The 24,633-nt window shown below is 70.4% G+C and carries 18 protein-coding genes and 5 pseudogenes; 10 read left to right on the forward strand and 13 right to left on the reverse strand.

All coding sequences use genetic code 11. The features are described 5' to 3' along the window. Positions 1-168 precede the first annotated feature (168 nt). The gene (locus ACH4EW_RS20570; RefSeq protein ID WP_398258791.1) at positions 169-1,581 is read right to left on the reverse strand and encodes a pyridoxal-dependent decarboxylase; all 1,413 of its coding nucleotides are present in this window, start codon (positions 1,579-1,581) and stop codon (positions 169-171) included. Between the two features lie 47 nt (positions 1,582-1,628). Between ACH4EW_RS20570 and ACH4EW_RS20575 the strand changes: the two genes are divergently transcribed. Beyond that, positions 1,629-3,929 carry an ATP-grasp domain-containing protein gene (locus ACH4EW_RS20575; RefSeq protein ID WP_398258793.1) on the forward strand — a complete coding sequence of 767 codons (2,301 nt, stop codon included), beginning with the start codon at positions 1,629-1,631 and terminating at the stop codon, positions 3,927-3,929. Further along, positions 3,926-5,428 carry a pyridoxal phosphate-dependent decarboxylase family protein gene (locus ACH4EW_RS20580; RefSeq protein ID WP_398258795.1) on the forward strand — a complete coding sequence of 501 codons (1,503 nt, stop codon included), beginning with the start codon at positions 3,926-3,928 and terminating at the stop codon, positions 5,426-5,428. Before ACH4EW_RS20575 ends, ACH4EW_RS20580 begins: the two co-directional genes overlap by 4 nt. On the opposite strand, the gene ACH4EW_RS20585 is transcribed toward ACH4EW_RS20580, so the two are convergent. Continuing rightward, the gene (locus ACH4EW_RS20585) at positions 5,425-6,732 is read right to left on the reverse strand and encodes a hypothetical protein (protein WP_398258797.1); all 1,308 of its coding nucleotides are present in this window, start codon (positions 6,730-6,732) and stop codon (positions 5,425-5,427) included. The genes ACH4EW_RS20580 and ACH4EW_RS20585 overlap by 4 nt on opposite strands. Positions 6,733-6,883: 151 nt before the next feature. Here ACH4EW_RS20585 and ACH4EW_RS20590 point away from each other — a divergent pair, with 151 nt between their 5' ends. Continuing rightward, positions 6,884-7,891, forward strand: a complete 1,008-nt coding sequence (locus ACH4EW_RS20590) for a small ribosomal subunit Rsm22 family protein (protein ID WP_398258799.1) — start codon at positions 6,884-6,886, stop codon at positions 7,889-7,891. Between the two features lie 20 nt (positions 7,892-7,911). Here the strand turns inward: ACH4EW_RS20590 and ddaH are convergent, their stop codons facing one another. Further along, entirely contained in the window at positions 7,912-8,781 is an 870-nt protein-coding gene (ddaH, locus tag ACH4EW_RS20595; RefSeq protein ID WP_398258801.1) for a dimethylargininase, read from the reverse strand. Positions 8,782-8,950: 169 nt separating this feature from the next. Between ddaH and ACH4EW_RS20600 the strand changes: the two genes are divergently transcribed. Together ACH4EW_RS20600 and ACH4EW_RS20605 are read left to right on the forward strand one after the other, a co-directional pair. Next, positions 8,951-9,568 (forward strand): TetR/AcrR family transcriptional regulator, encoded by a 618-nt coding sequence (locus ACH4EW_RS20600; RefSeq protein ID WP_398258803.1) that lies wholly within the window; start codon positions 8,951-8,953, stop codon positions 9,566-9,568. 143 nt (positions 9,569-9,711) lie between these two features. Beyond that, positions 9,712-10,458 carry a bifunctional DNA primase/polymerase gene (locus ACH4EW_RS20605; protein ID WP_398258805.1) on the forward strand — a complete coding sequence of 249 codons (747 nt, stop codon included), beginning with the start codon at positions 9,712-9,714 and terminating at the stop codon, positions 10,456-10,458. A 24-nt stretch (positions 10,459-10,482) separates the two neighbouring features. Here ACH4EW_RS20605 and ACH4EW_RS20610 read toward each other — a convergent pair whose 3' ends face one another. The 8 genes and pseudogenes from ACH4EW_RS20610 to npdG all read right to left on the reverse strand — a co-directional run bounded on the left by ACH4EW_RS20610 (position 10,483) and on the right by npdG (position 16,617). After that, positions 10,483-11,415: a hypothetical protein gene (locus ACH4EW_RS20610; protein ID WP_398258807.1), complete on the reverse strand. Its 933-nt coding sequence runs from the start codon at positions 11,413-11,415 to the stop codon at positions 10,483-10,485. Then, complete coding sequence (efeU, locus tag ACH4EW_RS20615; RefSeq protein ID WP_398258809.1) at positions 11,348-12,319, reverse strand: iron uptake transporter permease EfeU; 972 nt, start codon at positions 12,317-12,319, stop codon at positions 11,348-11,350. The genes ACH4EW_RS20610 and efeU overlap by 68 nt, the downstream gene beginning before the upstream one ends. Before the next feature lie 79 nt (positions 12,320-12,398). Further along, positions 12,399-13,694 (reverse strand): iron uptake transporter deferrochelatase/peroxidase subunit, encoded by a 1,296-nt coding sequence (gene efeB / locus ACH4EW_RS20620; RefSeq protein ID WP_398258811.1) that lies wholly within the window; start codon positions 13,692-13,694, stop codon positions 12,399-12,401. 19 nt (positions 13,695-13,713) lie between these two features. Next, on the reverse strand, positions 13,714-14,850 hold the full coding sequence (efeO, locus tag ACH4EW_RS20625) for an iron uptake system protein EfeO (protein WP_398258813.1): 1,137 nt from the start codon (positions 14,848-14,850) through the stop codon (positions 13,714-13,716). Positions 14,851-15,048: 198 nt separating this feature from the next. After that, positions 15,049-15,312 (reverse strand): annotated as a pseudogene (gene tnpA, locus ACH4EW_RS20630) (IS200/IS605 family transposase); the annotation flags it as partial. Then, positions 15,300-15,638, reverse strand: a pseudogene (locus ACH4EW_RS20635) (hypothetical protein); the annotation flags it as partial. The pseudogenes ACH4EW_RS20635 and tnpA, both read right to left, overlap by 13 nt. After that, a complete protein-coding gene (locus tag ACH4EW_RS20640) occupies positions 15,634-15,810 on the reverse strand; it encodes a hypothetical protein (protein ID WP_398258815.1) in 177 nt (58 codons plus the stop codon). The pseudogene ACH4EW_RS20635 and the gene ACH4EW_RS20640, both read right to left, overlap by 5 nt. A gap of 96 nt (positions 15,811-15,906) precedes the next feature. Continuing rightward, a complete protein-coding gene (gene npdG, locus ACH4EW_RS20645; RefSeq protein WP_398258902.1) occupies positions 15,907-16,617 on the reverse strand; it encodes an NADPH-dependent F420 reductase in 711 nt (236 codons plus the stop codon). A gap of 106 nt (positions 16,618-16,723) precedes the next feature. Here npdG and ACH4EW_RS20650 point away from each other — a divergent pair. Then, positions 16,724-18,041, forward strand: a pseudogene (locus ACH4EW_RS20650) (MFS transporter). A gap of 42 nt (positions 18,042-18,083) precedes the next feature. Here the strand turns inward: ACH4EW_RS20650 and ACH4EW_RS20655 are convergent. Next, positions 18,084-18,314 (reverse strand): hypothetical protein, encoded by a 231-nt coding sequence (locus tag ACH4EW_RS20655; protein ID WP_398258816.1) that lies wholly within the window; start codon positions 18,312-18,314, stop codon positions 18,084-18,086. A 58-nt stretch (positions 18,315-18,372) separates the two neighbouring features. On the opposite strand from ACH4EW_RS20655, the gene map reads away from it, so the two are divergent. After that, entirely contained in the window at positions 18,373-19,230 is an 858-nt protein-coding gene (gene map / locus ACH4EW_RS20660; RefSeq protein WP_398258818.1) for a type I methionyl aminopeptidase, read from the forward strand. A gap of 13 nt (positions 19,231-19,243) precedes the next feature. Here the strand turns inward: map and ACH4EW_RS20665 are convergent, their stop codons facing one another. Further along, positions 19,244-20,491 (reverse strand): RNA-guided endonuclease InsQ/TnpB family protein, encoded by a 1,248-nt coding sequence (locus ACH4EW_RS20665; protein WP_398258904.1) that lies wholly within the window; start codon positions 20,489-20,491, stop codon positions 19,244-19,246. 71 nt (positions 20,492-20,562) lie between these two features. On the opposite strand from ACH4EW_RS20665, the pseudogene ACH4EW_RS20670 reads away from it, so the two are divergent. The 3 genes and pseudogenes from ACH4EW_RS20670 to ACH4EW_RS20680 form a co-directional block, all read left to right on the forward strand. Further along, positions 20,563-20,652: pseudogene (locus ACH4EW_RS20670) on the forward strand (transposase); the annotation flags it as partial. Beyond that, positions 20,638-21,018 (forward strand): annotated as a pseudogene (locus ACH4EW_RS20675) (hypothetical protein). The pseudogenes ACH4EW_RS20670 and ACH4EW_RS20675, both read left to right, overlap by 15 nt. Positions 21,019-21,269: 251 nt before the next feature. Beyond that, entirely contained in the window at positions 21,270-24,605 is a 3,336-nt protein-coding gene (locus ACH4EW_RS20680) for a BTAD domain-containing putative transcriptional regulator (RefSeq protein WP_398258820.1), read from the forward strand. Positions 24,606-24,633 lie beyond the last annotated feature (28 nt).

Raw genomic sequence — 24,633 nt, forward strand, 5'->3', positions numbered from 1 at the left:
GGAGATCCCGAGCAGTGGAGACAAGTGGAGTCGATCGTATGAGTAAACCGGTCTGTGATCCGGTCCCTCATAGTCGGGCCGAAGCCGCCCGTCATCACCGTCGTGGTCATCACGGTGGTGACGGACGGCTTCGATTTCAGGAGCCCTGTTCGGTCCGCCGTCGCGGCTTCAGCAGGCCGCGTGCGCGTGGGCGCGAATGACGTCCCATACCCGGCGGATGCCGGCCTCGTCGGCGTACGGGGAACCCACAGCAGCGCGCAGCGCGGGCCGTCCGTCCACCGTGGCGGGGGTGCACAGCAGACCGGGTTCGTCGGCCAGGCGCGCGGCGAGTTCATTGGTCTGTTCGTCGCTGCTGCGACGGAAGACGACCAGGCCCAGGGCATGGGCGACGAGGTGGAAGCCGGGTTCGTTCCCGACCAGCCCCGCCAGCAGTCCGGCCAGGCGGACATCGTGACGGATCACCGTGCGAAGCCCTTCGAGGCCGTGGGCACGCAGCACGTACCAGAGTTTCAGTGCGCGCATCGGGCGGCCGAGCGGGATCTGCCAGTCCTTGAAGTCGACGACCGTGCCGGAGTCCGTGGCCCGGTTGCGCAGGTACGCAGGCGCGGTGCTCATCGCGTCGGTCAGGGCGTGCCGGTCGGCGACCCACAGGACGTCGCAGGGAGTGCCGGTACGCATCCACTTGTGGGCGTTGACCGCGTACGAATCTGCGTACTCCAGCCCATCGTGGCCGTAGCGGAACTCCGGGCACAGAGCGGCGCTTCCGGCGTAGGCGGCGTCGACATGCAGCCAGATGCCGCGTTCCCGGCAGACCGGGCCGATCTCGTGGACCGGGTCGATGGCGCAGGTGCTCGTGGTGCCGACGGTCGTGACGACGGCAGCGGGTACCAGGCCTGCGGCCCGGTCGGCATCGACGCGCTGTGCGAGGGCGGCCGGGTCCATGGTGAACGTGCCGTGCAGGGTCGGCACCAGGACCGGTTCGCCGACCCCGGCGACATGGGCGGCCTTGGGCACACAGGAGTTGGCCTGGTCGGTGCAGTAGACGCGGTAGCGGCCCTCCGTGCCGTGCTGACGCCAGCGCCCGTCCGAGGCCCGGTTCAACGCGGCGACCAGGGCGACCAGGACGGCCGAGGACGCCGAGTCCTGGATCACACCGCCACCGTGACCCGATGCGTGCGTGAAATGCTCGGGCAGAGCCAGGGCCACGGCGAGCCAGTCGCAGACCCGCTGCTCCAGCTCGGTGGCCGCCGGCGAGGTCGACCACATCATGCCCTGCACGCCCAGCCCGGCCGTGACCAGTTCGGCCAGCACCGAGGCGGGCGAGTTGTTGGTGGGGTAGTAGCCGAGAAAGCCGGGATGCTGCCAGTGCACCAGCTGCGGCACGATCGTGCCCCACGTGTCGTTCAGGACCTCGGTCAGCTCCTCGCCCTGCTCGGGTGCCGTCTCCGGCAGCGCCTTGAGCGTCGTGCCCGGCGCACCGGGCGGGACCACGGGGAGTTCGGCCGCGGCCAGGGCCCGCCAGTACGCGGCCAGCCGCTCGGCTGCTTCGGCGGCGACCGCCGGGAATTCGTCACTGTTCATACGCCGACGCTAAGTACGCGGCCCGCATCTTTTGTGCCTCAGGAGCCATGACCACTCGTACGAGCCCACTGTGGCTGTCCCCGCCCGAACTGCTGCCCGCCGGCTTGGCCGCACTGAGCAGCGCGGCCGCACAGCGGGACCACGCCGACCACGGACCCGCCCAGCCCTTGCCCGATGCCCGGGAAGCCGACTACGACGCCTACTTCGGCATCGCCCGTACACCTCGCGCACCGGCATGCACGCTTGTCCGGGCGCTGTGCTCAGCCGTCGCCGAGGTGCGCACCTGGACACCACCGCCTGCCGAGCCGGCTTTTGGAACGGCACTGCTGGCATGCGGCATCGCCGAACCCCCGCCGCCCGGAGGGAGTTCACACGAAGCACCGCTGGACCGCTGGAAGGCGGGACACCGGCTGTTCCTCGCCCTCACCCAGGCCACCATCGTCGCCCTGCGCGACGCCACCACCAGGGGCACCCAGCACCACCCCACGCCGACCGGCACACAGGCCGCCGCAGTCCTGCTGCGCGCCTGCGCCGCAGCCATGAGCCTGACCGCCTCCTTCACCCCCGACGCCTACGACAGCGTCGTACGTCCGTCGATGGAGCCTCCCGAACACGCGATGGAGGGCTTCTCCGGCCTGTGGTCCGCCGACCACCGCATCCTTGTGGAGCAACTGCGGATCTGGGGCTCCGTACACGCGCGCGCATGTCCCACCGGCTGTGCACCCCACCAGGAACTGAGCGCCGCCCTGGACGAGGTCCATACCGCCCATCACGGGATCTGCGTCCGCTTCGTCGGCCACCGCCCCTCCCTGCTGGGCGGCCACGACGACGCAGCGGTCACCCTCACCCGCCTCGCCGGCGCGCGGCGCCGCCTGCTGTGTCCGCGTGCCACCGCACGGCCGGACATCCCGCCCGTACAGACCGCTCCCCGGGCGTCAGGGCCCCATGCCCTCACGCCTCCCGCACGCGAAAGCCGCTTCCCCATGCACTCCAGCCACCCTGCCCACGCCTCTGTTTCCGCGACCGCTCCGGAAGACACCGCCGCCGAGTCCCCGACCGCCCTGGAGGGCGTGGCCGCCGATCAGGGGCTGGCGCTCCTGCGCGACCTGGTGGGCGAAGTCGCCTTCCTGGACCGGTCCGCGTTCCTGCCCGCTTCCTTCCGGCCCGCCGTCAACTGGCTGCGCCACGTACCGGTCTCCCCGCTTCTCACGGCGCGGCCCACTGTGGCGCGGCAGTCGTCCACGGCTGGTACGGGGCGCCGCATGGCCGTGGCGTTCGCGCCCGAACACGGTGATCACGCCAGGGTGTGGGCGCGGCAACACCGCCACCGACTTCTGGCCGCACCAGCCGGGATCACCGAACGCGCCGCCGACAAGATCGACTCGCTGGCGCTGCTGGCCGAGGCGGGCGTGGCGGTGCCCGACCACGTCCTCATCCCGGCCACGGGCCGCCGGCCGGCCGCCGCCTACTGGCCGACCGGATGGGAGCAGGCGGTGCTCCAGCGGCGGGAGAACAACCTCATCGGCCGCGGCACCGTACGCGTCCCCGGCCCCGGCCGGCTGGCAGCGGCCCTTGACCGCTGGGAGAGCCACGAACTCAAGCTCAGCCGTCTGGTCCCCGGCCCGTCGCTCACGGTCAGCGCATGCGTGGGCGCGGACCGCACGGTGGTCTCCGCCGTCTCCCATCAACTCGTCGGACTGCCCGACCTCACCCCGGGATGGGGCACCCACTGCGGCAACCAGCTCCTCAGCCCGTCCGATCTGCCCGCACCGATGTACACGAGAGCCCGGGAAGCCGCCCGAAAGGTCGGCGAGGTGCTGCGCCGCCACGGCTTCAGAGGGGTGTTCGGCCTGGACCTGCTCATCGACGGCGAACAGCCGCTGGTGGTGGAGATCAACCCGCGCTTCCAGACCGTGCTCTCCCTGGTCCAGGCCGCCGAGGCCGCCGTGGGACTGCTGCCCTCCCTGGGGCTGCACATTCTTGCCTGCCTGCTGCCCGCCCTGCCGCCCGTCCACCGCTCCGCGCATCCGGTCCCGCCCCTCAGCCAGATCATCGTGCACGCACCCCGGTCCGGACACGTCGGCACCCTGCCCCACCCAGGCCGTTACCGCCTGTCCGAGGACGGCGCCCTCGACGGCCCGTCCCCGGACACCGCTCTGTCCGCTCTCGCCGCCGACACAGTCCTGCTCTGGCCGCACGCCGACCCGGGCCCGGTGCAGGCCGGTGACGAACTGGTGCTGGTGCAGGCCCATGAGCGGCTCTGCCCGCTCACGGCGCGCCCCGCCCTGGGCCCCCGGGCCCACGCCTGGACCAAGCACATCCGCACACTCGTAGGTGATCCCGCATGACCCCGCACCTGCCCGGCCCCGATGACGACGCCCCCTACCGCACCGGCGAACTGGCCCTGCCCGTGGCCCGGATGCGGCAGGCCGGCCACCATGCCGTCGACCTGGTCGTCGAACGGCTGCAGAACGTCGCCGACAAGCCGCCGCACGCCGCCGCCGGCCCGGCCGAACTCGAAACGCTGCTGCACGAACCCCTGCCCGAGCAGGGCGGCGACCTCATCTCGCTGCTGGAGCGGCTCGCCCAGGACGTGCTCCCGCTCGGCATCCGATTCGACCATCCCCGATGCTTCGCGTTCGTGCCCACGACCGGCAACTACCCGGCCGCCCTGGCCGATCTGCTGTCCGCCGCCTTCCTGAGCGTGCCCGGGGCCTGGCTGGTGGGTTCCGGCCCCACGCGCATCGAACTGACCACCATCGCCTGGCTGCGCGAACTGCTCGGCCTGCCCGACGGCTGGGGCGGCCTGTTCGTCAGCGGCGGCTCCCTCGCCAACCTCACAGCCCTGGCGGCAGCGAGGGACCACCACCTTGCCGGTGACCTCACCGGGGCCCGCCTGTACTGCTCGACCCAAGCCCATCCCTCGATCGCCCGTGCCGCCCACCTCCTGGGCCTCGACCGCGCTCAGCTCACCGCCCTGGAGCCGGACCGCTCCCAACGGCTCGACCCGCGCGCCCTGACCGCACGCATCGAAGCGGATCGCGCGGCCGGGCTGCGGCCCTTCGCCGTCGTCGCCACCCTCGGCACCACCGGCACCGGCGCGATCGACCCCCTGGCCGAACTCACCGCCATCTGCAGCCGCCAACGAATGTGGCTGCACATCGACGGCGCCCATGGCGCCGCCCTCGCCCTCACCTCCCGAGGCAGCTACCTGCGCGAGGCCCTGGGCCGGGCCGACTCCCTCACCATCGACCCTCACAAATGGCTCTTCCAGCCCTACGAAGCCGGTTGCGTTCTGGTCCGTGCCCCCGAACTCCTCAAGAGCACCTTCGCCATGGCACGCCATCACCTCGACACCGGCTACCTGCACCCGGCCCAGGCGCAAGGCGACGAGATCAACCTCGACGACTACGGGCCGCAGCAGTCCCGTGGCCTGCGCGCCCTGAAACTGTGGCTGTCGCTGAAGACCTTCGGCGCCGCAGCGTTCCGCCGCGCCGTCGACCACGGGCTCCGGCTGGCCGACCACGCCGCCGCCCGGATCACCGACCATCCCGAACTCGTCCTGGTCACCGGGCCCAGTGTCGGCATCCTCACCTTCCGCTACCGACCCCCCGGCGCCGCCACCACCGACCCCCAGGCACTGGACCGTCTGCAGGACACCATCAGCCGAACCGTCTGTGCCACCGGCCAGGCCATGATCCTCACCACCCGGGTCCAAGGGCGCATCGTCCTGCGCATGTGCACCATCAACCCCGCCACCACGCCCACCGACATCGACACCGCCCTCGACCTGGTCCTCCAGGCCGGACGCACCCAACTCCCGGCTGAAGCCCAGGATCTCCGCTAACGCGCGCTCGGGTAGCCGATCAGGTGCGGGCGGTCCTTCTCGTCCGTCCAGCGGAACAGGCCGATTCCGTCCGACGTCACCGCCCCCGGAACCCGTTGGTTCGAGGGCAGGGCGCCCGTCGTGCCGCTCCTGATCGCCACCGCCACGGGGGTGCCGCCGCCGGCCAGTACGTCGGCCGCGTTGCGTGCGTTCGCCGCGCCGTACGCGATGCCCTCGTCGTTCACGGACGCGAGCGTCAGCGGCTTCGTGCCGTCCGTCCCCTCGAAGCAGAACCCCCGCTTCGTCAACAGGTCGAAGACGAGTGGCCCGGCCACCAGGAAGTTGCCCGAGGGGGCGGCGACGAGCTGCGGGTACTGGCCCGGCTTGATCGCAGGCTTGCTGCACTCCACCGAGGCGAGGGGCTTGCCCGTCTCCATGTCGTGCACCGTCCACAGGTCATGGGTGGTGGCACGCTTCGCCCCCTTCGCGAGCTGCCACTTCGCCAGTACCAGGTTCGGGATCACCGATGTCGGGAGTCCGCTGAGCCGGTCGGTTCCCTTGGGGGCGACATTGCGGCTGAACCAGCCGTCCTGCACCCAGAATTCCTTGGCCCCGCTGACCAGCAGGCCCTTCTTCGTCAGCCCGCGTACCTCGGTGAGCTGCTTGCAGGTCGCGCAGCCCTTCGGGTACTTGAGCGCGGCGGCGGGGATCTCCGACACCCGGCCGGTCACCGGGTCGACCACCGCGCTGTTCGCCCGGCCGTCGCTGATGAGGATGCCGGGGCCGGTCGTGGTGACCGTGGGTACGGAGTTCCACGGCACCTCGATGCGCTGCCGGGAGCCGCCCTGCACGTCGTAGACGTCCATCGAGACGATCGTGTCGGCGGGGGTCAGCGCGTTCTCGCCGACCTTCCCGTACGACCACGTCACGAAGTACTCGTGGTCGTCCACGGTGACCTGGAGGAGCCTCGGGAAGTGCTGCGGGGACGGGGGCCGCCAGCTCGCCCCGTGCCAGCCGGCCTCCCCGGTCTTCGAGTCGATGGTCCGCAGCTGGTACTGGGTGTCCGAGACCCGCACGAGGTAGGCGAGGCTGCCCGTCGTCCGGGAGAGCGCGTAGTCGGGCGAGGTACCGATGAGCTCCCAGCCGTGCTCCGTCGCGAACACGGAGGGGACGGTGAGCTGTGTCACCGGGGTCGAGCTCGCCTTGACCTGCTTCTTCGGCTTGCCGGAGCTCTTCTCGCCGCTGCCACAGGTGGCCAGCAGAAGAAGCATGGCAAGCACGAGTATTCCGCCGACCAGAACCAGGCGCACGATCTTCTGTCTCATGGCTTCCCTCGATGGGCGATCCCGACCTCGCGCCGGGCAGCCTAGCAACTGGCACAGGTGTCGCGGCAGTTCGGATGTGCCGCTGTTCACGTCGCGCGCCCGCCAGGGACTACGGGACAGCCCTTAGGGCGCCTTTGCCTACAATTCGTCGGTGAACGCCAACCTCCCCACTGCGGAAGCCCTGCGCGCGGCGCTGGCCGGACTGCTCGACGGGCTGCCGCCCAAGCAGGCCGCCCAGGCCGTCGACCGGCTCATCGCCAACTACCGGGGGACCACCCCCACGGATGCCCCGGTGCTCCGCGACCGTTCCGACGTCGCCGCGTACGCCGCGTACCGGATGCCCGCGACTTTCGAAGCGGTACGGTCCGCGCTCGCCGCGCTTCAGGAGGCCGCACCCGACTGGGCGCCCGGCACGCACACCGACATCGGCGGCGGCACCGGAGCGGCGAGCTGGGCCGTGGCTGGGGCCTGGGAGGGGCAGCGGACGACCGTCCTGGACTGGGCCGAGCCCGCGCTCGCCCTCGGGCGGGAGCTGGCCGCGCTCTCCGGGATCCCCGCCCTGCGCGCCGCCGAGTGGCGCCGGGCCCGGATCGGCGCCGGCCTCGAACTCGCCCCCACGGACCTGATCACCGTCTCCTACGTACTCAAGGAGCTGACGGCGGACGCCCGCGCCGGCCTCGTCGACACCGCGGCTGCCGTCGCACAGGCGGTAGTGGTCGTCGAGCCGGGCACCCCCGACGGCTACGCCCGGATCATCGAGGCCCGCGACCGGTTGATCGCCGCCGGACTGAAGGTCGCCGCGCCCTGCCCGCACAACGACGCCTGCCCCATCGAGCCGGGCACGGACTGGTGCCACTTCTCCGCCCGGGTCAGCCGCTCCTCGCTGCACCGGCAGGTCAAGGGCGGCTCACTGCCGTACGAGGACGAGAAGTTCAGCTATGTCGTGGCGACCCGCTTCGAGACGGAACCCGTCCGGGCACGCGTCACGCGCAAGCCGCAGATCCGCAAGGGGCAGGTGCTGCTGGACCTCTGCACCCGTGACGAGGCCCTGCAGCGCTCCACGGTCACCAAGCGGCACGGCGAGCTGTACCGGGCCGCCCGGGACATCGCGTGGGGCGACGAGTGGCCGCCGCACGGCGCGGATCCGTCCGGCGGCTGAGAGCGCTGCCAGGCCCCCGGCTACCCGCGCAGCTCCTGCGTGCAGCACTTCACGCTGCCGCCGCCCTTCAACAGCTCGCCCAGATCCATCGGAACCGGCTCGAAGCCGCGCGCCCGCAACGGATCGAACAGCCCTGTGGCGGCCTGCGGCAACAGCACGTGGAGCCCGTCGCTCACCGCGTTCAGGCCGAGCGCCGCCGCGTCCGCCTCCTCGGCGATCAATGCGTCGGGGAAGAGCCGCGCCAGCACCGACCGGCTGCCCGGCGAGAAGGCGCCCGGGTAGTACATGATCTCGTCGCCCGCGTCGTCGAGCACGGAAAGAGCCGTGTCCAGGTGGTAGTAGCGCGGGTCGACCAGATCGAGCCCGATCACCGGGCGCCCGAAGAACTCCTGCGCCTCGTCGTGCGAGAGGGGACTGGACCGGAAGCCCTGCCCGGCCAGGATGTACGAAGCGGTGACCGCGAAGTCGCCCTCGCCCTCGTTGACGTGGGCCGGTTCATGGATCTCGGTGAAGCCGTTGTCCCGAAACCACTCGCGATGGGCCCCGGCCTCCTCGTACCGCTCCTGGTACGCGAACCGGGCGCCGAGCACCCGGCCGTCGATGACGGTGGCGCCGTTGGCGGCGAAGACCATGTCGGGCAGCTCGGGGCGGGGAGTGAGCAGTTCCACGGTGTGCCCGAGGGCGCGGTACCGGTCGCGCAGGTCCTCCCACTGGGTCTGGGCCAGGGGGAGATCCACGGGCTTGCTGGGGTCCATCCACGGGTTGATGGAGTACGTCACCCTGAAGTGGGCCGGAGCGCACATCAGGTAACGGCGGGGTGTGGCCTGACGGCCAGGGGTGCGGCGCGGAGTGCCTCGATGAGGGGCGGGGGCCGGGTGACGGGTGGGCAATGAGGGCTCCTCACGAAAGGCAGGGGTTGCCTGCCGGGGAACTTCGCACGGGTGTGTGCGTGAGCCCATGGTCCGCTTTCCGGGGCCCGCGCGCAGTGATCCGATCGGGTGGTTTCGCGCATCGATGAGACGAAACGTATCGACTCGTGTCGCTGCTAGATTTACCGGCATGGTAGAGAAACGGTCACCTGACTCCAGCCGCCGCAGTGAGCGCTCGCGCCGTGCGATCTACGACGCGGCGCTCGGCCTGGTCGGTGAGGTGGGCTACCCCAGAACCACCATCGAGGCCATCGCCGCGCGGGCCGGCGTCGGGAAGCAGACGATCTACCGGTGGTGGCCCTCCAAGGCGGCCGTCCTCCTGGAGGCCTTCGTCGCTCTCGGTGACCGGGCCGCCGAGGAGAGCGGCGCGGGTGACGCACAGGGGCTCCCGGACACCGGTGATCTCGCGGCCGACCTCAAAGTCGTCCTGCGGGCCACCGTCGACGAGTTGACCGATCCCGCCTTCGAGGCGCCGACCAGGGCACTGACCGCCGAGGGGATCGTCGATCCGCAACTCGGCGCCGAATTCGTCCAGAAGCTGCTCGAACCTTCGCTCCAGCTGTACGCCACACGGCTGCGTGCCGCCCAGGAGACGGGCCAGGTGCGCGCCGACATCGACCCGCGGATCGGCCTGGAGCTCCTCGTGGGCCCGCTCACCCACCGTTGGCTGCTGCGCACCCACCCGCTCACCCACGAGTACGCGGACGCGATCGTCGACTACACCCTGCGCGGGCTGACGCGCGCCTGAGACGCACCCCTCATTTCGTGACAAGAAGTGGCGTAGTGCCCAGCTCGCGGCATCGTCCCCCGTACCCCGCTTCGGAACTCTGGCCATCCGAGGCGCAGGATGGTGGGACGATGGGCAGAGGCAACGCTGAGGTAAGGGGATAGATGGGCGCCGATTTCGGCCGTTATCGCGGCTCAGAGAGCAAAATTTCCCAATGGCTTCGCCGCCGACCCAAACCGCAGCAGAGCGAGGTCGACGACACCGCCCGGGAGGCGCTGCTCCTGGCTGTCGCCGAAGCCGGAATGCCGATCGCGCCCGCCGCCCATCCGGTCGGCTACCGATGTTCCTGTGAACGCATCGGCTGCCCCACCCCCGCCCGGCACCCCGTCTCCTTCGCCTGGCAGACGCAGTCCACCACCGACCGCGCCCAGATCGAGCGCTGGGCCCGCAGCCAGCCGCAGGCCAACTTCATCACTGCGACCGGCATGATCCACGACGTTCTCGACGTGCCGCTGTCCGCGGGCAGCCAGGCACTGGAGCGGCTCCTCGCCGCAGGAATCGACGTCGGCCCCGTCGCCCGGTCCGGCGACGACCGGATGCTCTTCTTCACCGCCACCCGCGGTACGCCCGAGGACGAGGACGAGTGGTGGCCGTGCGAGCTGGACTGCCACCCCGAGACCATGGACGAGCATCCCGGAATGCGATGGCACTGCCGCGGCAGCTACGTACTGCTGCCACCGGCCACATTGCCCGGTGAGCTGGATGTGCAATGGGTGCGGGGGCCGGAGAACCCGCTGCCCGATCCGCTGACGCTGCTGGGGACGCTCACCGACGCGTGTGCGCAGTACGCGGACGAGGCGGACCGGAGCGGTATCGACCACGGCTCGGTGGCGTGGCCGCCGAGCCGCTAGGGCGTGTTGGGCGAACCCTGCCGGTCATGACCCCTGAGCTGCCGTCAGGCCCGGCAGCCGGTTCAGCACGACCACCTTGCCGTCCCCGGCGCCCTTCTTCGGGACGAACACCAGCTGGCTGGAGACCCGTTCCTTGGTGAGGGTGGACTTCACCTCACCGGTCAGCAGCGCCTCCACATCCGAGTTGAGCGGCGGACGCAGCCCCTTCGCCGCGGTCTGCCGTTCGAAGTGCTTACTGCTGAAGAAGACCAGCGCCCCGCCGTCGTCCGTCTTCAGGCCGAGCGGGGCGAACGTACCGCTGTCCAGAGGCTGGTCGATGTACTGGTACGAGAAGCCCGCCCGGCGGGTGGTACGGCGCGCCTCCCGCCAGTCCGAAGTGGCGGTGCCGGGGGCGAAGACGTCCGGGGTGCCCTTCTTCAGGTACTCCGTGTACTGGGTGCCCAGGTCCTCCGGTGCCACAGCCAGTTCGGAGCTGTCTGCGGCCACCGGCACGGCCCGGCCGTCGCTGTCCTTCGCATAGCCGGGCAGCCGGGACGGTGCGACGACCGACAGATAGGAGGCCTTCCACCCCGCTCCCGGCCCGGACTTGACGAAGACGAGCAGCCAGCGGGTGTCCAGCTCCCCGCTGTCCTCGTCGCGGTTGGAGTCGGTGTCCGCGAGGAACCACCGCGGCCAGCCGGCCTTCTTCGGGATGAGGTATGTGGCGTCGGTCAGCTCCAACGGCGTGTGGTTCGCGTTGCCGTCCGGATTGTTCTTCTGCCGGGCCGTCAGCCCGGCCTGGTTGATCGCGCCGAGCGGGCCCGTGACCCGGTCCGCGTCCAGAGCCGGGTCATAGGCCTTGTCGGCCGCGTTGTACGCGGTCGTGAAGTCCTTCAGGGCCTGTGCGGCCTCAGACCTGGTTGCTGTCGGCACCACTTCCAGCTCGCCGTGCACCGTCACGCACCCGCTCGCCGTCATGGACAGTACCGTCGCCGTCGCGAGCCCCGTCGCCAGCCGAATCGGCCTCAGGCTTCTCATCCGTTGCTTTCCGCGCCTTCTGATCCGTCGCCCCCACTGACCGTCCGAACCCTACCGGGGCAAGGAACAGTGCGAGGGTGGGGATCAGATACAGCGCCCACACCGTGACCTGAAGAACGGTCGGGTCGGGCTGGAAGTTGATCGTGCCCTTCAGCAGCGTGCCGTACCAGCTGTCCGGCGGAATCGTGGCGCTGATGTCGAACGCCAGGTTGTTGAGACCGGGGAGGAACTCGGCTTCCTGGAGGTCGTGGACGCCGTACGCGAGCACGCCTGCGGCGACGACCACCAGCATGCCGCCGGTCCAGGTGAAGAACTTCGAAAGGTTGATCTTCAGCGCACCGCGGTAGAACAGCCAGCCCAGCACGACGGCGGTCGCGATACCGAGGAACGCACCGATCAGCGGTTGCCAGCCGTCGCCCGCCGCATGCACCGCACGCCACACGAACAGCGAGGTCTCCAGACCCTCGCGGCCCACCGCGAGGAGCGACGTGGCTACCAGTGCGCCGGTGCCCATCGAGAGTGCCGCGTCGAGCTTGCCGTGCAGTTCCGTCTTCAGATGCCGCGCGGTGCGCCGCATCCAGAAGACCATCCAGGTGACCAGGCCGACGGAGACGATCGACAACGTGCCGCCGAGCAGTTCCTGGGCCTTGAACGTCATCTCCTGCGAGCCGAATTCGAGACCGGCACCGAACGCCAGGCTGACGACGACCGCGATACCGACACCGGTCCAGATCGCCACCAGCTTGTTCTTGTTGCCGGTCTTCACCAGGTAGGCGATGAGAATGCAGACGACCAGGCTGGCCTCAAGGCCTTCGCGCAGGCCGATCAGGAAGTTGCTGAACACGTTTCGGTTCTCCTTTTCTGCTTCGAGTCCCCAAGAGAAACCGGCAATCGGGGAGCGGTCCCCCCAATTGCCGGTCCCTCTATGCGAACAGCGCCCGGCCCCACCAGTCGTCCTTGTCGCGGACGCCCGGCGGGACGGCGAAGTGCGCCGAACCCACGTGCTGGATGTACTCGTTGAGTGCGTCGTGCGCCGCGAGGCGGCGCTGCAGCGGGATGAAGCCCTTGCGGGAATCGCGCTGGTAGGCGATGAAGAACAGCCCGGCGTCGAGCCGGCCGAGGCCGTCCGTACCGTCGGTGAAGGAATAGCCGCGGCGCAGGATCGTCGCACCGTCGTTGCTGTCCGGGTGCGCGAGCCGCACATGTGCGGTTGGCAGCATCGCCTTCAGGAACGGCTCGTCGTGCTCCTTGGCCTTGCCGACCGGGGCACCCTCGCCCTTGTCCCGGCCGAAGATGTCCTCCTGCTCCTGGAGCGGGGCGCGGTCCCAGGTTTCGATGTGCATACGGATGCGCCGGGCCACCAGGTACGAACCCCCGGTCATCCAGCCCGCCTTGTCCTTCTCGCCCACCCACACATGCTTGTCCAGGGCGGCGGTGTCGGTGCCGGAGATGTTCCGTGTGCCGTCCTTGAAGCCCATCATGTTGCGCGGGGTCTGGGCATCGGGCGTCGTCGAGGACGTCTTGCCGAAGCCCAGCTGGGACCAGCGGATCGCGGTGCGGCCCATGCCGATCCTGGCGAGGTTGCGGATGGCGTGCACCGCGACCTGCGGGTCGTCCGCACACGCCTGGACGCAGATGTCGCCATCACTGAGGGCCGCGTCGAGGTTGTCACCGGAGAACTTCGGCAGATCGACGAGCGCCTCGGGACGCTTGTGCTCCAGGCCGAACCGGCCCTTGGCGAAGAGCGAGGGGCCGAAGCCGATGGTGAGCGTGAGCCGGGACGGCTTGAGCCCCAGCGCCTCACCCGTGTCGTCCGGCGGGGCCTCGGCGAGACCGCCGTACGCGCCGTCGCCGACCGCGTGACCGGCCGTCATCTGCTCGGCCGCCCGCGTCCACTCCTTGAGGAGCGAGATCAGCTCGGCGCGGTCCTTCGTCGTCACGTCGAACGCGGCGAAGTGCAGCCTGTCCTGTACGGCGGTGGCGATACCGGCCTGGTGCGCACCGCGGAACGGCACGGCCGCGCCGCTGTCCGCGGCCGGCGTCGCCGTGGCCTCGGGCCGCACCGCGGCGACCGCGCCTCCGGCAGCGACCGCGCCGAGCGCCAGCCCTGCACCGCCCCAGCCGAGCAGCGCCCGGCGGGACGGGGCACGGCCGCCGGTCTCCGCGGCAGCCGCCTCGGCGGCGCCGCTCCCGGCAGTGTTCTGCGTCTTCTCGGACATTCCGAAGCCCTCCCGCTCGTTACTTCGTCACCGCGGCGGCGAGCTGGGACAGCGGCTCGGCCAGCGCGTTGACCGCGTCCGACAGCTCCTTGCGGTCCGCCTTGCCGACCTTGTCGTACGAGACGAACTCGTAGGAGTTCTTGTCCGTGCGGTACTTGTCCAGCAGCGTGTTCAGCGCCGCGAACTGCTTGTCCAGGGTCGCGGTCAGCGCCGGGTCGTTCTTCGAGGCGATCGGCTTCAGCAGCTCGTAGGCCTTCTCGGCGCCCTCGACGTTGCCCTTGAAGTCGACGAGGTCGGTGTGGCTGTAGCGCTCTTCCTCACCGGTGACCTTGCCGGTGGCGACCTCGTCGAGGAGCTCCTTGGCGCCGTTGGCCATCGAGGTCGGGGTGATCTCCGCCTTGCCGACCCGCTTCTGCCAGTCGAGCAAGTCCTTGTAGAGGACCGGGGCGAGGGCCTTCTCCTCGGCGCCCAGCTTCTTGTCGTGCCACAGCGCCTTCTCCAGGCGGTGCCAGCCGGTCCACTCCTGGCCGTCCTCCAGGCCGTCCTCACGGAGGTCGACCTTCGGGTCGATGTCACCGAAGGACTCGGCGACCGGCTCGGTGCGCTCCCAGCCGAGCCGGGAGTCGGCGTAGGCCTTCTTGGCAGCCTCGATGTCACCCGCGGCGACGGCGTCCGTGAAGATCTTGGCCTTCGGCAGCGTCTCGTCGGCCTGCGTCTGCACATAGGTGCGGTACTCGGCGACGGCCTTGTCCATCTCGGGGCTGCGCTTGGCCGCGGTGCCGCCGGTGACCTCGACCTTCTGCCGGTAACCGGCGCCCTTCATGCCCGGCTTGCAGACGATGTCGTAGGAGCCGGTCTTGATCTCGGTCGTGATGGTGGCCTTGGTGCCGGGGCCGATGTTCTCGCGTTCGGCGGCGATGCGGCCGTCCGGGAAGAGCAGGTAGACCTCAGTGACCTTGGAGCCCTTGTTCTCGACGGCCAGTTCGACGTGGCCCGCCGGCAGCTTCTTCTTCGACACCTCGCAGGAGTCGTCCTTCGCGACGACCTGTACGGCCCCGTCGCCCTTGCCGTCGCTCTTTTCGGCACAGCCCGTGACAGCGGTCAGGGCGACCACGGTCGCTGCAGCGGTGGCGACGGAGAAACGAACGGCTCGCATGCGGGCTCCACAACATGAAGGAGAAGATCGGCTAAGTTAGGTGAGGTAGACCTAACTTAACCGAGGCTCACCTCACTGATGCCCATTCATGCAGTGATTCAGCTCTCATTGCTGCGAGGTCGTTACCGGGACTCTTGCAGAAGGCCCCGATGTTCACGCCGGGGATGAATGCATCTCAGGGCTGCTCTGACCTGCGCTTCAGAGCGGGTGTTTTTGCTTCTCTATGTACTGGCGGACGATCGTCAGTGGTGCTCCGCCGCAGGATGCCGAGAAGTACGAGGGTGACCACAGGTGCCCGTGCATGGTGGCGCGGTTGATGTGGCCGGTGAATTCCTTGCGTATCCGGCGGGCGGAGACGCCCTTGAGGCTGTTGACCAGTTTGGAAACGGCGACCTTGGGCGGGTAGTTGATCAGGAGGTGGACGTGATCGCGTTCGCCTTTGAACTCCTTCAGTTCCGCCTCGTGTGTTCGGTGAACTGGCCGCAGGAGCGGAATCCCAGGCGGCGGTAGACGGGCTCGCCGTCGGCGGACGCCCGCAGGACCGCGATGCGGTGTCTGGATGTCCAGTCCTGGGGCGGCGGGCAGCGGCAGGATGTCATCCAGCTCGGCCCACATCGCCGTCTCGCGTTCGGATGCCGGCCGGTAGCCGTCAGGCGGGCGGTGAGGTCCGATGGCCTCGAGGCGGGCCCCACCCACCAGGAGAAGCGGCGGCCGGTGCGAGCCAGTGTCCGGGCGGTCTCGGTGATACGTGCCGCAGCGGTGGTGGCGGTGAAACGGGTCGCCCTAACCGGCGGCGGACTCGGAGCGCTGCCGGCGCAGGTAGAACCACGCCATGTTGGACGAGAGCCCGGCCAGCAGCACCCAGACGATCCCGAGCCAGCTGCCCTGGACGAACGAGATCACGGCCGCGACGACGGCCAGGACGCAGACGGCGATGGCGTAGAGAGCGAGGCGGGGCATGGGAGAAGGCTCCTGTCCGGGGTGATGCACGGTCCCGTCCAGTGTCCCCCATCCCCCTTTCCGCTCGCCGCAGGGTGCGCCTGGAACGCATCCGGCTCAGACGTCGGTGGTACGCAGACCCGCGTGCACCTTGTAGCGGCGGTTGACCGAGATCAGGTTGGCGACCAGCGACTCGACCTGGTGTGCGTTGCGCAGCCGCCCGGCGAAGATGCCGCGCATGCCGGGAATCCGGCCCGCCAGCGCCTGTACGAGGTCGGTGTCGGCGCGGGCCTCACCCAGCACCAGCACATCGGTGTCGATCTCCTCGACGGCCTCGTCCTGAAGAAGGACCGCCGAGAGGTGATGGAAGGCGGCGGTGACCCGGGACTCCGGCAGCAGGGCGGCGGCCTGCTCGGCGGCGCTGCCCTCCTCGGGCTTGAGGGCGTAGGCGCCCTTCTTGTCGAAGCCGAGCGGGTTGACGCAGTCGATGACGAGCTTGTTCGCGAGCTCGTCGCGCAGCGCCTCCAGGGTCTTGGCGTGGCCGTCCCACGGCACGGCGACGATCACGACGTCGCTGCGCCGGGCGCACTCCGCGTTGTCCGTGCCCTCGACGCCGTGGCCCAGCTCGTCGGCGGCGGTCTGTGCGCGCTCGGCGACACGGGAACCGATGATCACCTTCTGCCCGGCGCGGGCGAACCGGTAGGCGAGCCCGCGGCCCTGCGGTCCGGTGCCGCCGAGCACGCCGACGGTCAGCCCGGACACATCGGGGAGGTCCCAGGGGTCCTTGGCGGGGGGCTTGGGTGCACTGCCACCGTCATTCGTCGCCATGGCACTGTCATTCGTAGTCATGGCTGCGACATTACGCGGCCGGCCGGCCCGGCCGCCGCGAAAATCTGTTGCAGAGGGCGCCTGCGACGCCGGACCATGACCCCTCATGACCTCAGCTCCCTCCCCGGCCGCCAGGTTCTCCGCTCTGCTGCCCGACCTCTCGCCCCTGCGCTCCTCGCCCGACTTCCGGCTGCTGTGGATCCAGGGCCTGGTGACCTACTTCGGCAGCTTCATGGCGCTGATCGCGCTGCCGCTGCAGATCAAGGAGCTGACGGGTTCACCGCTGGCCGTCGGTGCGATGGGTGCGGTCGAGCTGGTACCGCTGGTCGTCTTCGGTCTGTACGGCGGGGCGCTCGCGGACTCCGCGGACCGCCGCAAGGTGATCCTGGGCACCGAGGCGGGGCTGGGGCTGCTCGCCCTCGTACTCCTGGTGAACGCCGCACTGCCCGACCCGATGCTCTGGCCGCTCTATCTGGTCGCGGGTGGGGTCTCCGCGCTCGCCGGGCTCCAGCGGCCCGCGCTGGACTCGCTGATGGCCCGGATCGTGCCGCACGACCAGCTCACCGCGGCCGCCGCACTGAACTCGCTGCGCTGGCAGTTCGGCGCGATCACCGGTCCGGCGGTGGCAGGACTGGTGGTGGCCTACGCCGGGCACGCCACGGCTTACACAGTCACGGTGGTCACCTTCGCCGTCTCCGTGCTGCTGTGTCTGCGACTGGCGCCCGCGCCGCCCGCCCCGGACAGCCGGAAGCCGTCGCTGCGCGGCATTGCCGAGGGGGCGAGGTACGCCTAGCCGGCCGGTGCTGCTGGGGACGTACGCGGTCGATCTGGCGGCGATGTTCTTCGCCTTCCCGAACACGATCTTCCCGTTCCTCGCGGACGAGCTGGACGCCGAGTGGTCGCTGGGCCTGATGTATGCGGCGGGGTCGGTCGGCTCGCTGGTCCTGGGCCTGACCAGCGGCTGGACGTCACGGGTACGGCGGCACGGGCTGTTCGTGGTGTTCGGGGCGGCGGCCTGGGGGCTGGCGATCGCGGCGGCCGGTTGGTTCGGCCATGTGTGGCTGGTACTGGTCTGCCTGGCGGTGGCGGGTGCGGGCGACATGCTCAGCGGTCTGGGCCGCTCCACGATCTGGAACCAGACCATCCCGGAGGAGCTGCGGGGCCGGCTGGCGGGCATCGAGGTGCTCTCGTACAGCGTCGGCCCACAGCTGGGCCAGGTGCGGGCCGGCGCGATGGCGGGCTGGACGGGGACCCGCTCCGCGATCTGGAGCGGGGGCGTGGCGTGCGTGGCCTCGGTCGCGCTGCTCACCGCAGCGCTGCCGAAGCTGCTGACGTACGACTCCGGGACGGACGAGGACGCGGTACGCAGGCGCGCACAGCGCGATGCGGAGGAGGCCGCGGAATCCAGCCCCTCCGGTGTCTGAGAAGCGGGGCCGGGGGGCGGGACCCCCGGTCAATGCCCCCGGTCACGCCTCCGGGTCGGGCGGCGTTCCCCGGTCGTGCCACCTGGGATCCGTCTCCCACTCGAGATTCCGCTCCTGCGCAGTCTGCATCGCATGCTCCGCCTCCTCGCGGGAGGCATACGGCCCGAAACGGTCCTTGGCCGGGCACTCGGGGCCCTCCTCGACCTTCTGATGCTGCAGGCAGTAGTACCACTCGCCCGGCTTGCCGACCGTGCGCTTCTTGAACAGGGCCATCATCGGCTCCTTCCCTCGGTGCCATGCTGCCCCAAGCACGCTGGTTAGACTCGCTGACATGTCTGGCCAGTCGCTGCTCGTACCCGGGGAGATCACTCCCATCCGTTCCGTACCCGGAAACATCCGGCGCCCCGAGTACGTGGGCAAGCCGGCCCCCACCCCGTACACCGGACCGGAGATCCAGGACGCCGACACCATCGAGCGCATGCGCATCGCGGGGCGGATCGCCGCGCAGGCGATGGCGGAGGCCGCGAAGCACATCGCCCCGGGTGTCACGACGGACGAACTCGACCGGGTCGCCCATGAGTTCATGTGCGACCACGGCGCCTATCCGTCGACGCTCGGCTACCGCGGATTCCCCAAGTCGCTCTGTTCCTCGCTCAACGAGGTGATCTGCCACGGCATCCCGGACTCCACGGTGCTGCGCGACGGCGACATCGTGAACCTCGACGTCACGGCGTACATCAACGGTGTGCACGGCGACAACAACGCCACGTACCTCTGCGGCGACGTGGACGAGGAGTCCCGGCTGCTCGTGGAGCGCACCGAGGAGTCGCTGAACCGGGCCATCAAGGCGGTCCGGCCGGGACGGCAGGTCAATGTGATCGGGCGGGTCATCGAGTCGTACGCGAAGCGCTTCGGGTACGGGGTGGTGCGGGACTTCACCGGGCACGGGATCAATTCCTCGTTCCACTCCGGTCTGATCATTCCGCACTACGACAGCCCGCACGCGACCACCGTGATGAAGCCCGGAATGACGTTCACCATCGAGCCGATGCTGACGCTGGGCAGCCATGACTACGACATGTGGGACGACGGCTGGACCGTGGTGACGAAGGACCGCAAGCGCACCGCTCAGTTCGAGCACACGCTGGTGGTGACGGAGACGGGCGCCGAGATCCTGACGCTCCCTTGACGTGCTCCCTGGCCTAAAGTCCAGGGATTCCGGCCTGGGTCGTGTGACCCTTCCGGGGGCTTCCTGCTTCAACGCGCTGTGCCGGGACTTTCGTCCCGGTCTTACCGGCGCTCTGCGAGGCGTTTAGCGTCTCCGCCCGTCCGGCGGCGACGATACGGCGTCCCTCGAACAGGACGTTGCGGGCTGCGTTGTGGTCGCGGTCGTGCACGGTGCCGCACGCGCCGCACGTCCACTCCCTGACGTGCAGGGGCTTGGGACCGTCCCGAAATCCGCAGGCCGAACAGACCTGGGAGGACGGGAAAGCACGGCCCACCTTGACGAAGGTACGGCCGTGCTTGACCGCCTTGTACTCCAGCATGCCCACGAACGCGGACCACCCCGCGTCATGCACGGACTTGGCGAGCCGGGTACGGCCGAGACCGGACACCGCAAGGTCTTCCACATACACCGCTTGGCTGTCGCGAATGATCTGTGTGGAAACCTTGTGGTGCCAGTCCCGGCGCCGGTCCACGACCTTGGCGTGCTGGCGTGCGACCTTGATACGGGCCTTGGCCCGGTTCTTCGACCCCTTGGCCTTGCGGGACAGCTCCCGCTGAAGACGCCTGAGTTTCTTCTCCGCCCTGCGCAGGAAGCGCGGACTGTCGATCTTCTCGCCATTGGACAGGACCGCGAAGGCGGACAGACCGAGGTCGATACCCGACTCCGCCTCCACCTCGGGAAGGATGTCCGGCTCGGTGTCCACCACGAAGCTGAGGAAGTACCGCCCCGAGCTGTCCTTGGTGACGGTCAGGGACGTAGGCGCGGCCGGAAGCCGACGCGACCATTTCACCTTGAGATCGCCGACCTTGGCCACATACACCGTGCCGTTCTCCTTCAGGGAGAAGGCGTTGGTGTTGAGGCGGATCGACTGCCGGGTGTCCTTCTTCGACTTGTACCGGGGCGGCCCGACCTTACGGCCCTGCCGCTTGCCCTTGAGACTGTCGAAGAAGTTCTTGTAGGCGGTGTCGAGGTCCCGAAGGGACTGCTGCAGAACGACCGCCGACACATCGGCAAGCCAAGCCCGTTCCTCGGTGCGCTTGGCCTCGGTGATACGAAGCCGGGACAACTGGGCTGACGTCACATACGGCAGCCCCGCCGCGTGCGCTTCCTTCCGGTCGCGCAAGCAGTCGTTCCACACCACCCGGGCGCACCCGAACGCCCGGTCCAGCGCACGGCGCTGGGCCGCATCCGGATAAGCCCGATAGTTGTAGCGAAGCTGCACAACCAAGACCCTAGTGTGATTGGTCTCATGAATCAGGAGAACGACTAAAGGCGCCGAAGACACGTGGTTTTATCCACTTGGTCTTCGTGACAAGGTACCGGCGCGGAGTCTTCAACGACGAGATGCTGACACGCTGCGAAAAGATCATGCGCAAGGTGTGCGCCGGCAGCGCTCCGAGTCCGCCGCCGGTTAGGGCGACCCGTTTCACCGCCACCACCGCTGCGGCACGTATCACCGAGACCGCCCGGACACTGGCTCGCACCGGCCGCCGCTTCTCCTGGTGGGTGGGGCCCGCATCGAGGCCACCGGACCTCACCCCCCGCCTGACGGCTACCGGCCGGCATCCGAACGCGAGACGGCGATGTGGGCCGAGCTGGATGACATCCTGCCGCTGCCCGCCGCCCCAGGACTGGACATCCAGACACCGCATCGCGGTCCTGCAGGCGTCCGCCGACGGCGAGCCCGTCTACCGCCGCCTGGGATTCCGCTCCTGCGGCCAGTTCACCGAACACACCGTCAACCTCTGAACATCCCGAACTCCACAAGCCGCAACAGCCCGACGCAGCCACGAACAACGTTCATGGCAGATGGCCGGCCGGAAGGTGGACGAGGCGGCGGTCGGCGGGAGCGACCGTACGGGCGACACGTCACAAACCTCTCGCGTCGGGCGGTGGTTGGGTGAAGGGTGGGGGCATGACGAGCGATCCCGGAACACAGCGAACACGGGTACGGCCGCACGTGTGTCCACTTCCCGGTCCCGGTCGCGGAGAATAGGCGCGTGCGCTACTGCATCCTCGGGACCACCCAGGTACTCCGCGACGACGGCACGGCCGTCGCCATCGGCGGGGCGCGGCTGCGTGCCCTGCTCACCGTCCTCGCGCTGCGTCCCGGCCGCGCCGTCCCGGCCGCCGTGCTCGTCGACGAGGTGTGGGACGGCGACCCGCCGGCCGACGCGGTGGGTGCCCTGCAGGCACTCGTCGGCCGGCTCCGGCGGGCCCTCGGCCATGCCGCGATCACCTCCGCGGAGAGCGGCTACCGGCTCGCCGCCGAGCCGGACGCCGTCGACCTGTACCGCTTCGAGCGGCTCGCGGGGGAGGGGGTGCGGGCGCTGGAGGAGGGCGAAGCCGCGAAGGCCCAGGCCGTGCTCGACGACGCGCTCGCCCTGTGGCGCGGACCGGCCCTGGCCGATCTGCCCGACCGCGGCGCCGTCGCGGCCCGCTGGGCGGCCCGGTGCCTGGACGCCCGCCGCAGCAGACTCGCCGCCGCCCTCGCGCTCGGCCGCGCGGACGAGGTCCTGCCCGAACTGGTCGCGCTCTGTGCCGAACGCCCGATCGACGAACCTCTCCAGGCGCTGCGGCTGCGGGCCCTGCGCGATGCCGGGCGTACGGCACAGGCGCTGGCCGCGTACGACGAGGTGCGCACCGTACTCGCCGACCGCCTCGGCGCCGACCCCGGACCCGAACTGCGCGCCCTGCATGCCGAGTTGCTCCATCAGGACTCGACGCAACCGGTCACTGCGGCAGTGGTGGCCGAGCCGCACCGGCCCTCCCGTGCCCCAACCCCCAGCGCCCCGCAGGGAAACCTCCGGGCCAGGCTCACCAGCTTCGTCGGGCGCGAGGACGACATGGACGCCCTGCGCGAGGACCTCTCGCACGCCCGGCTCGTCACCCTCCTGGGCCCCGGCGGTGCGGGCAAGACCCGGCTCTCCCAGGAGGCCGCCGAATCCGTCGGCCCCGGCTGGCCGGACGGCGTCTGGCTGGCCGAACTCGCCCCCGTCGAAGACCCCGAGGCCGTACCGGAGGCCGTGCTGGGCGCGCTCGGCGCCCGTGAGACCGTGCTGCGCGGAGCGGGCGCCGAGGAACTCCGGGCCGCCGAGGGGAACGCGGGCGACCCGCTCGTACGCCTCACCGAGCACTGCTCCCGGCGCCGCATGCTGTTGCTCCTGGACAACTGCGAGCACCTCGTCGGGGCCGTCGCCGCCCTTGCCGACCATCTGCTCGCCCACTGCCCGGGCGTCACCGTGCTCGCGACCAGCCGTGAACCCCTCGGGGTACCGGGCGAGTTCATCCGCCCGGTCGACCCGCTGCCCGACCCGATGGCGCTGCGGCTGCTCGCCGACCGCGGCGCCGCCGCGAAGCCCGGCTTCCGGACCGACGCGGACGAGGAGACCGAGGCCGCCACCGCCGAGATCTGCCGCCGCCTCGACGGACTGCCGCTCGCCATCGAACTCGCCGCAGCCCGGCTGCGGATGCTCACCCCGCGCCAGATCGCCGACCGGCTCGACGACCGGTTCCGCCTGCTCACCAGCGGGGCCCGTACCGTGCTGCCCCGTCAGCAGACGCTGCGTGCCGTCGTCGACTGGTCCTGGGACCTCCTCGACGCCTCCGAACACGCCGTCCTGCGCCGGCTGTCCGTCTTCGCGGGCGGCTGCAACCTGGCCGCGGCCGAGGCGGTCTGCGCGGACCGGCCGCAGGACGCGCGCGAGGTCGCCGGACTGCTGGGCTCGCTCGTCGACAAGTCCCTCGTCGTCGCCGCGCCCGCCGGCGACGGCGAGATGCGCTACCGGCTGCTCGAAACCGTCGGCGAGTACGCCGCCGAACGGCTCGGCGAGGCCGGGGAGCGGGCCGCCGTGGAGCGGCACCACCTGGTGTATTTCCGGGAGCTGGCCCGTACCACCGACCCCGAACTCCGGGGCGCCGGGCAGCGGCCCGCGATCGAACTCCTCCAGCGCGAGTACGAGAACCTCCGCACCGCCCTGCGCCGCGCCGTCGCCGCCCGCGACGAGCAGGAGGCACTCTGCATGGTGCTCTCGCTGTGCTGGTACTGGCAGATGCGCGATCTGCGCACCGACGCCCTGCAATGGGCCGACGCGGCCGCCGCACTGGGCCCCGACCCCTTCGCCCTGCCCGTCGAGCCCGCGCCCTCCCTCCATGAACGCTGCACCGACGCCCCGCCGCCCATGGGCCCCGAGCTGCTCCAGGAGGCCCGGCGCCAGGTGGCCCTGATCCAGCTCGCCAGCATGGACCACGCCAAGGACGAGTGGACCGACGAGATGAGCACGGCCCGGCTGCGCGTCATCGCGGGCACCTACCGGCCGGGCCAGCCGCAGACCTGCCGCACCCCGGCCTCGCTCTGGTTCTTCGCGGTCATGCTGACCGGCGGGGTCGGCGACCTGCGCGAGCTGCTGGACGAAACGGTCCGCGCCAGCCGGGAGTTCGGCTACGAGTGGGAACTGGCCGGCGCGCTCCAGATGCGGGCCAACGTGCTGGCCAACCGCCCCGACTGGGCGGGCGATGCGCAGACGGACGCCGACGAGAGCCTGGAGATCTTCAGCCGGCTCGGCGACGACTGGGGCGCGGCCGAGGCCCTCTCCTCCCGGGGCGAGGCCAACGAGAAGCGGGGCGAGTACGCACGCGCGGCCGAGGACTTCCAGGCCGCCATCGGCTACGCGCGGAAGCTCGGCGCCCAGTCCCAGGTGTCGGTCCTGCGCACCCGGTACGCCTCCGTGCTCACTGAACTGGGCCGCGGCGCGGAGGGCGAGGCGATCCTGCGGGAGGTGCTCGCCGAGGGGCGTCAGGCGGGGCACGAGGCGATGCCCGCCGCCCGGATCTACCTCGCCCTGTGGCTGGGCCGCACCGGACGTACCGGCGAGGCGCGCGAGCAACTGGCCGTGCTGCGCGAGGAGTTCCGTTCCGAGACGATGGCGGTCTTCGAAGGGTTCGTGCTGGGCGCACTGGCCTGGCTGGACAACCAGGACAGGCTGTACGCCGACGCCCTGACCCGGGGCGTGGAGGCGCTGACGCGGTCCTGTGCCCCGCTGTCGCAGATGGTGGTGCCCCAGATGTACGTCATCCATCTCGTCACCCTCGCACGGGCATTGGGCGGACTCGGCGGCGAGCGCCGGGCCACGCTCGCGGCCCGGCTGCTGGGGGCCGGCAAGGGGCTGCTGCCCGAGGGACATGTGCCGACGTCGATGGAGCGGCACGACTACGCCCAGGCGGAGGAAACCGCCGTCGCGGTCCTCGGCCGGGCCGCCTACGACGCCGCGTACGCCGAGGGCGGTGGCCTCTCCCTGGCGGAGGCCACCGCCCTCGTCGACGCGTACCGGGACTGAGACGCGTACCGGGACTGATACCGGCCGG

Source organism: Streptomyces sp. NPDC018000 (genome assembly GCF_044328025.1).
GTDB lineage: Bacteria > Actinomycetota > Actinomycetes > Streptomycetales > Streptomycetaceae > Streptomyces.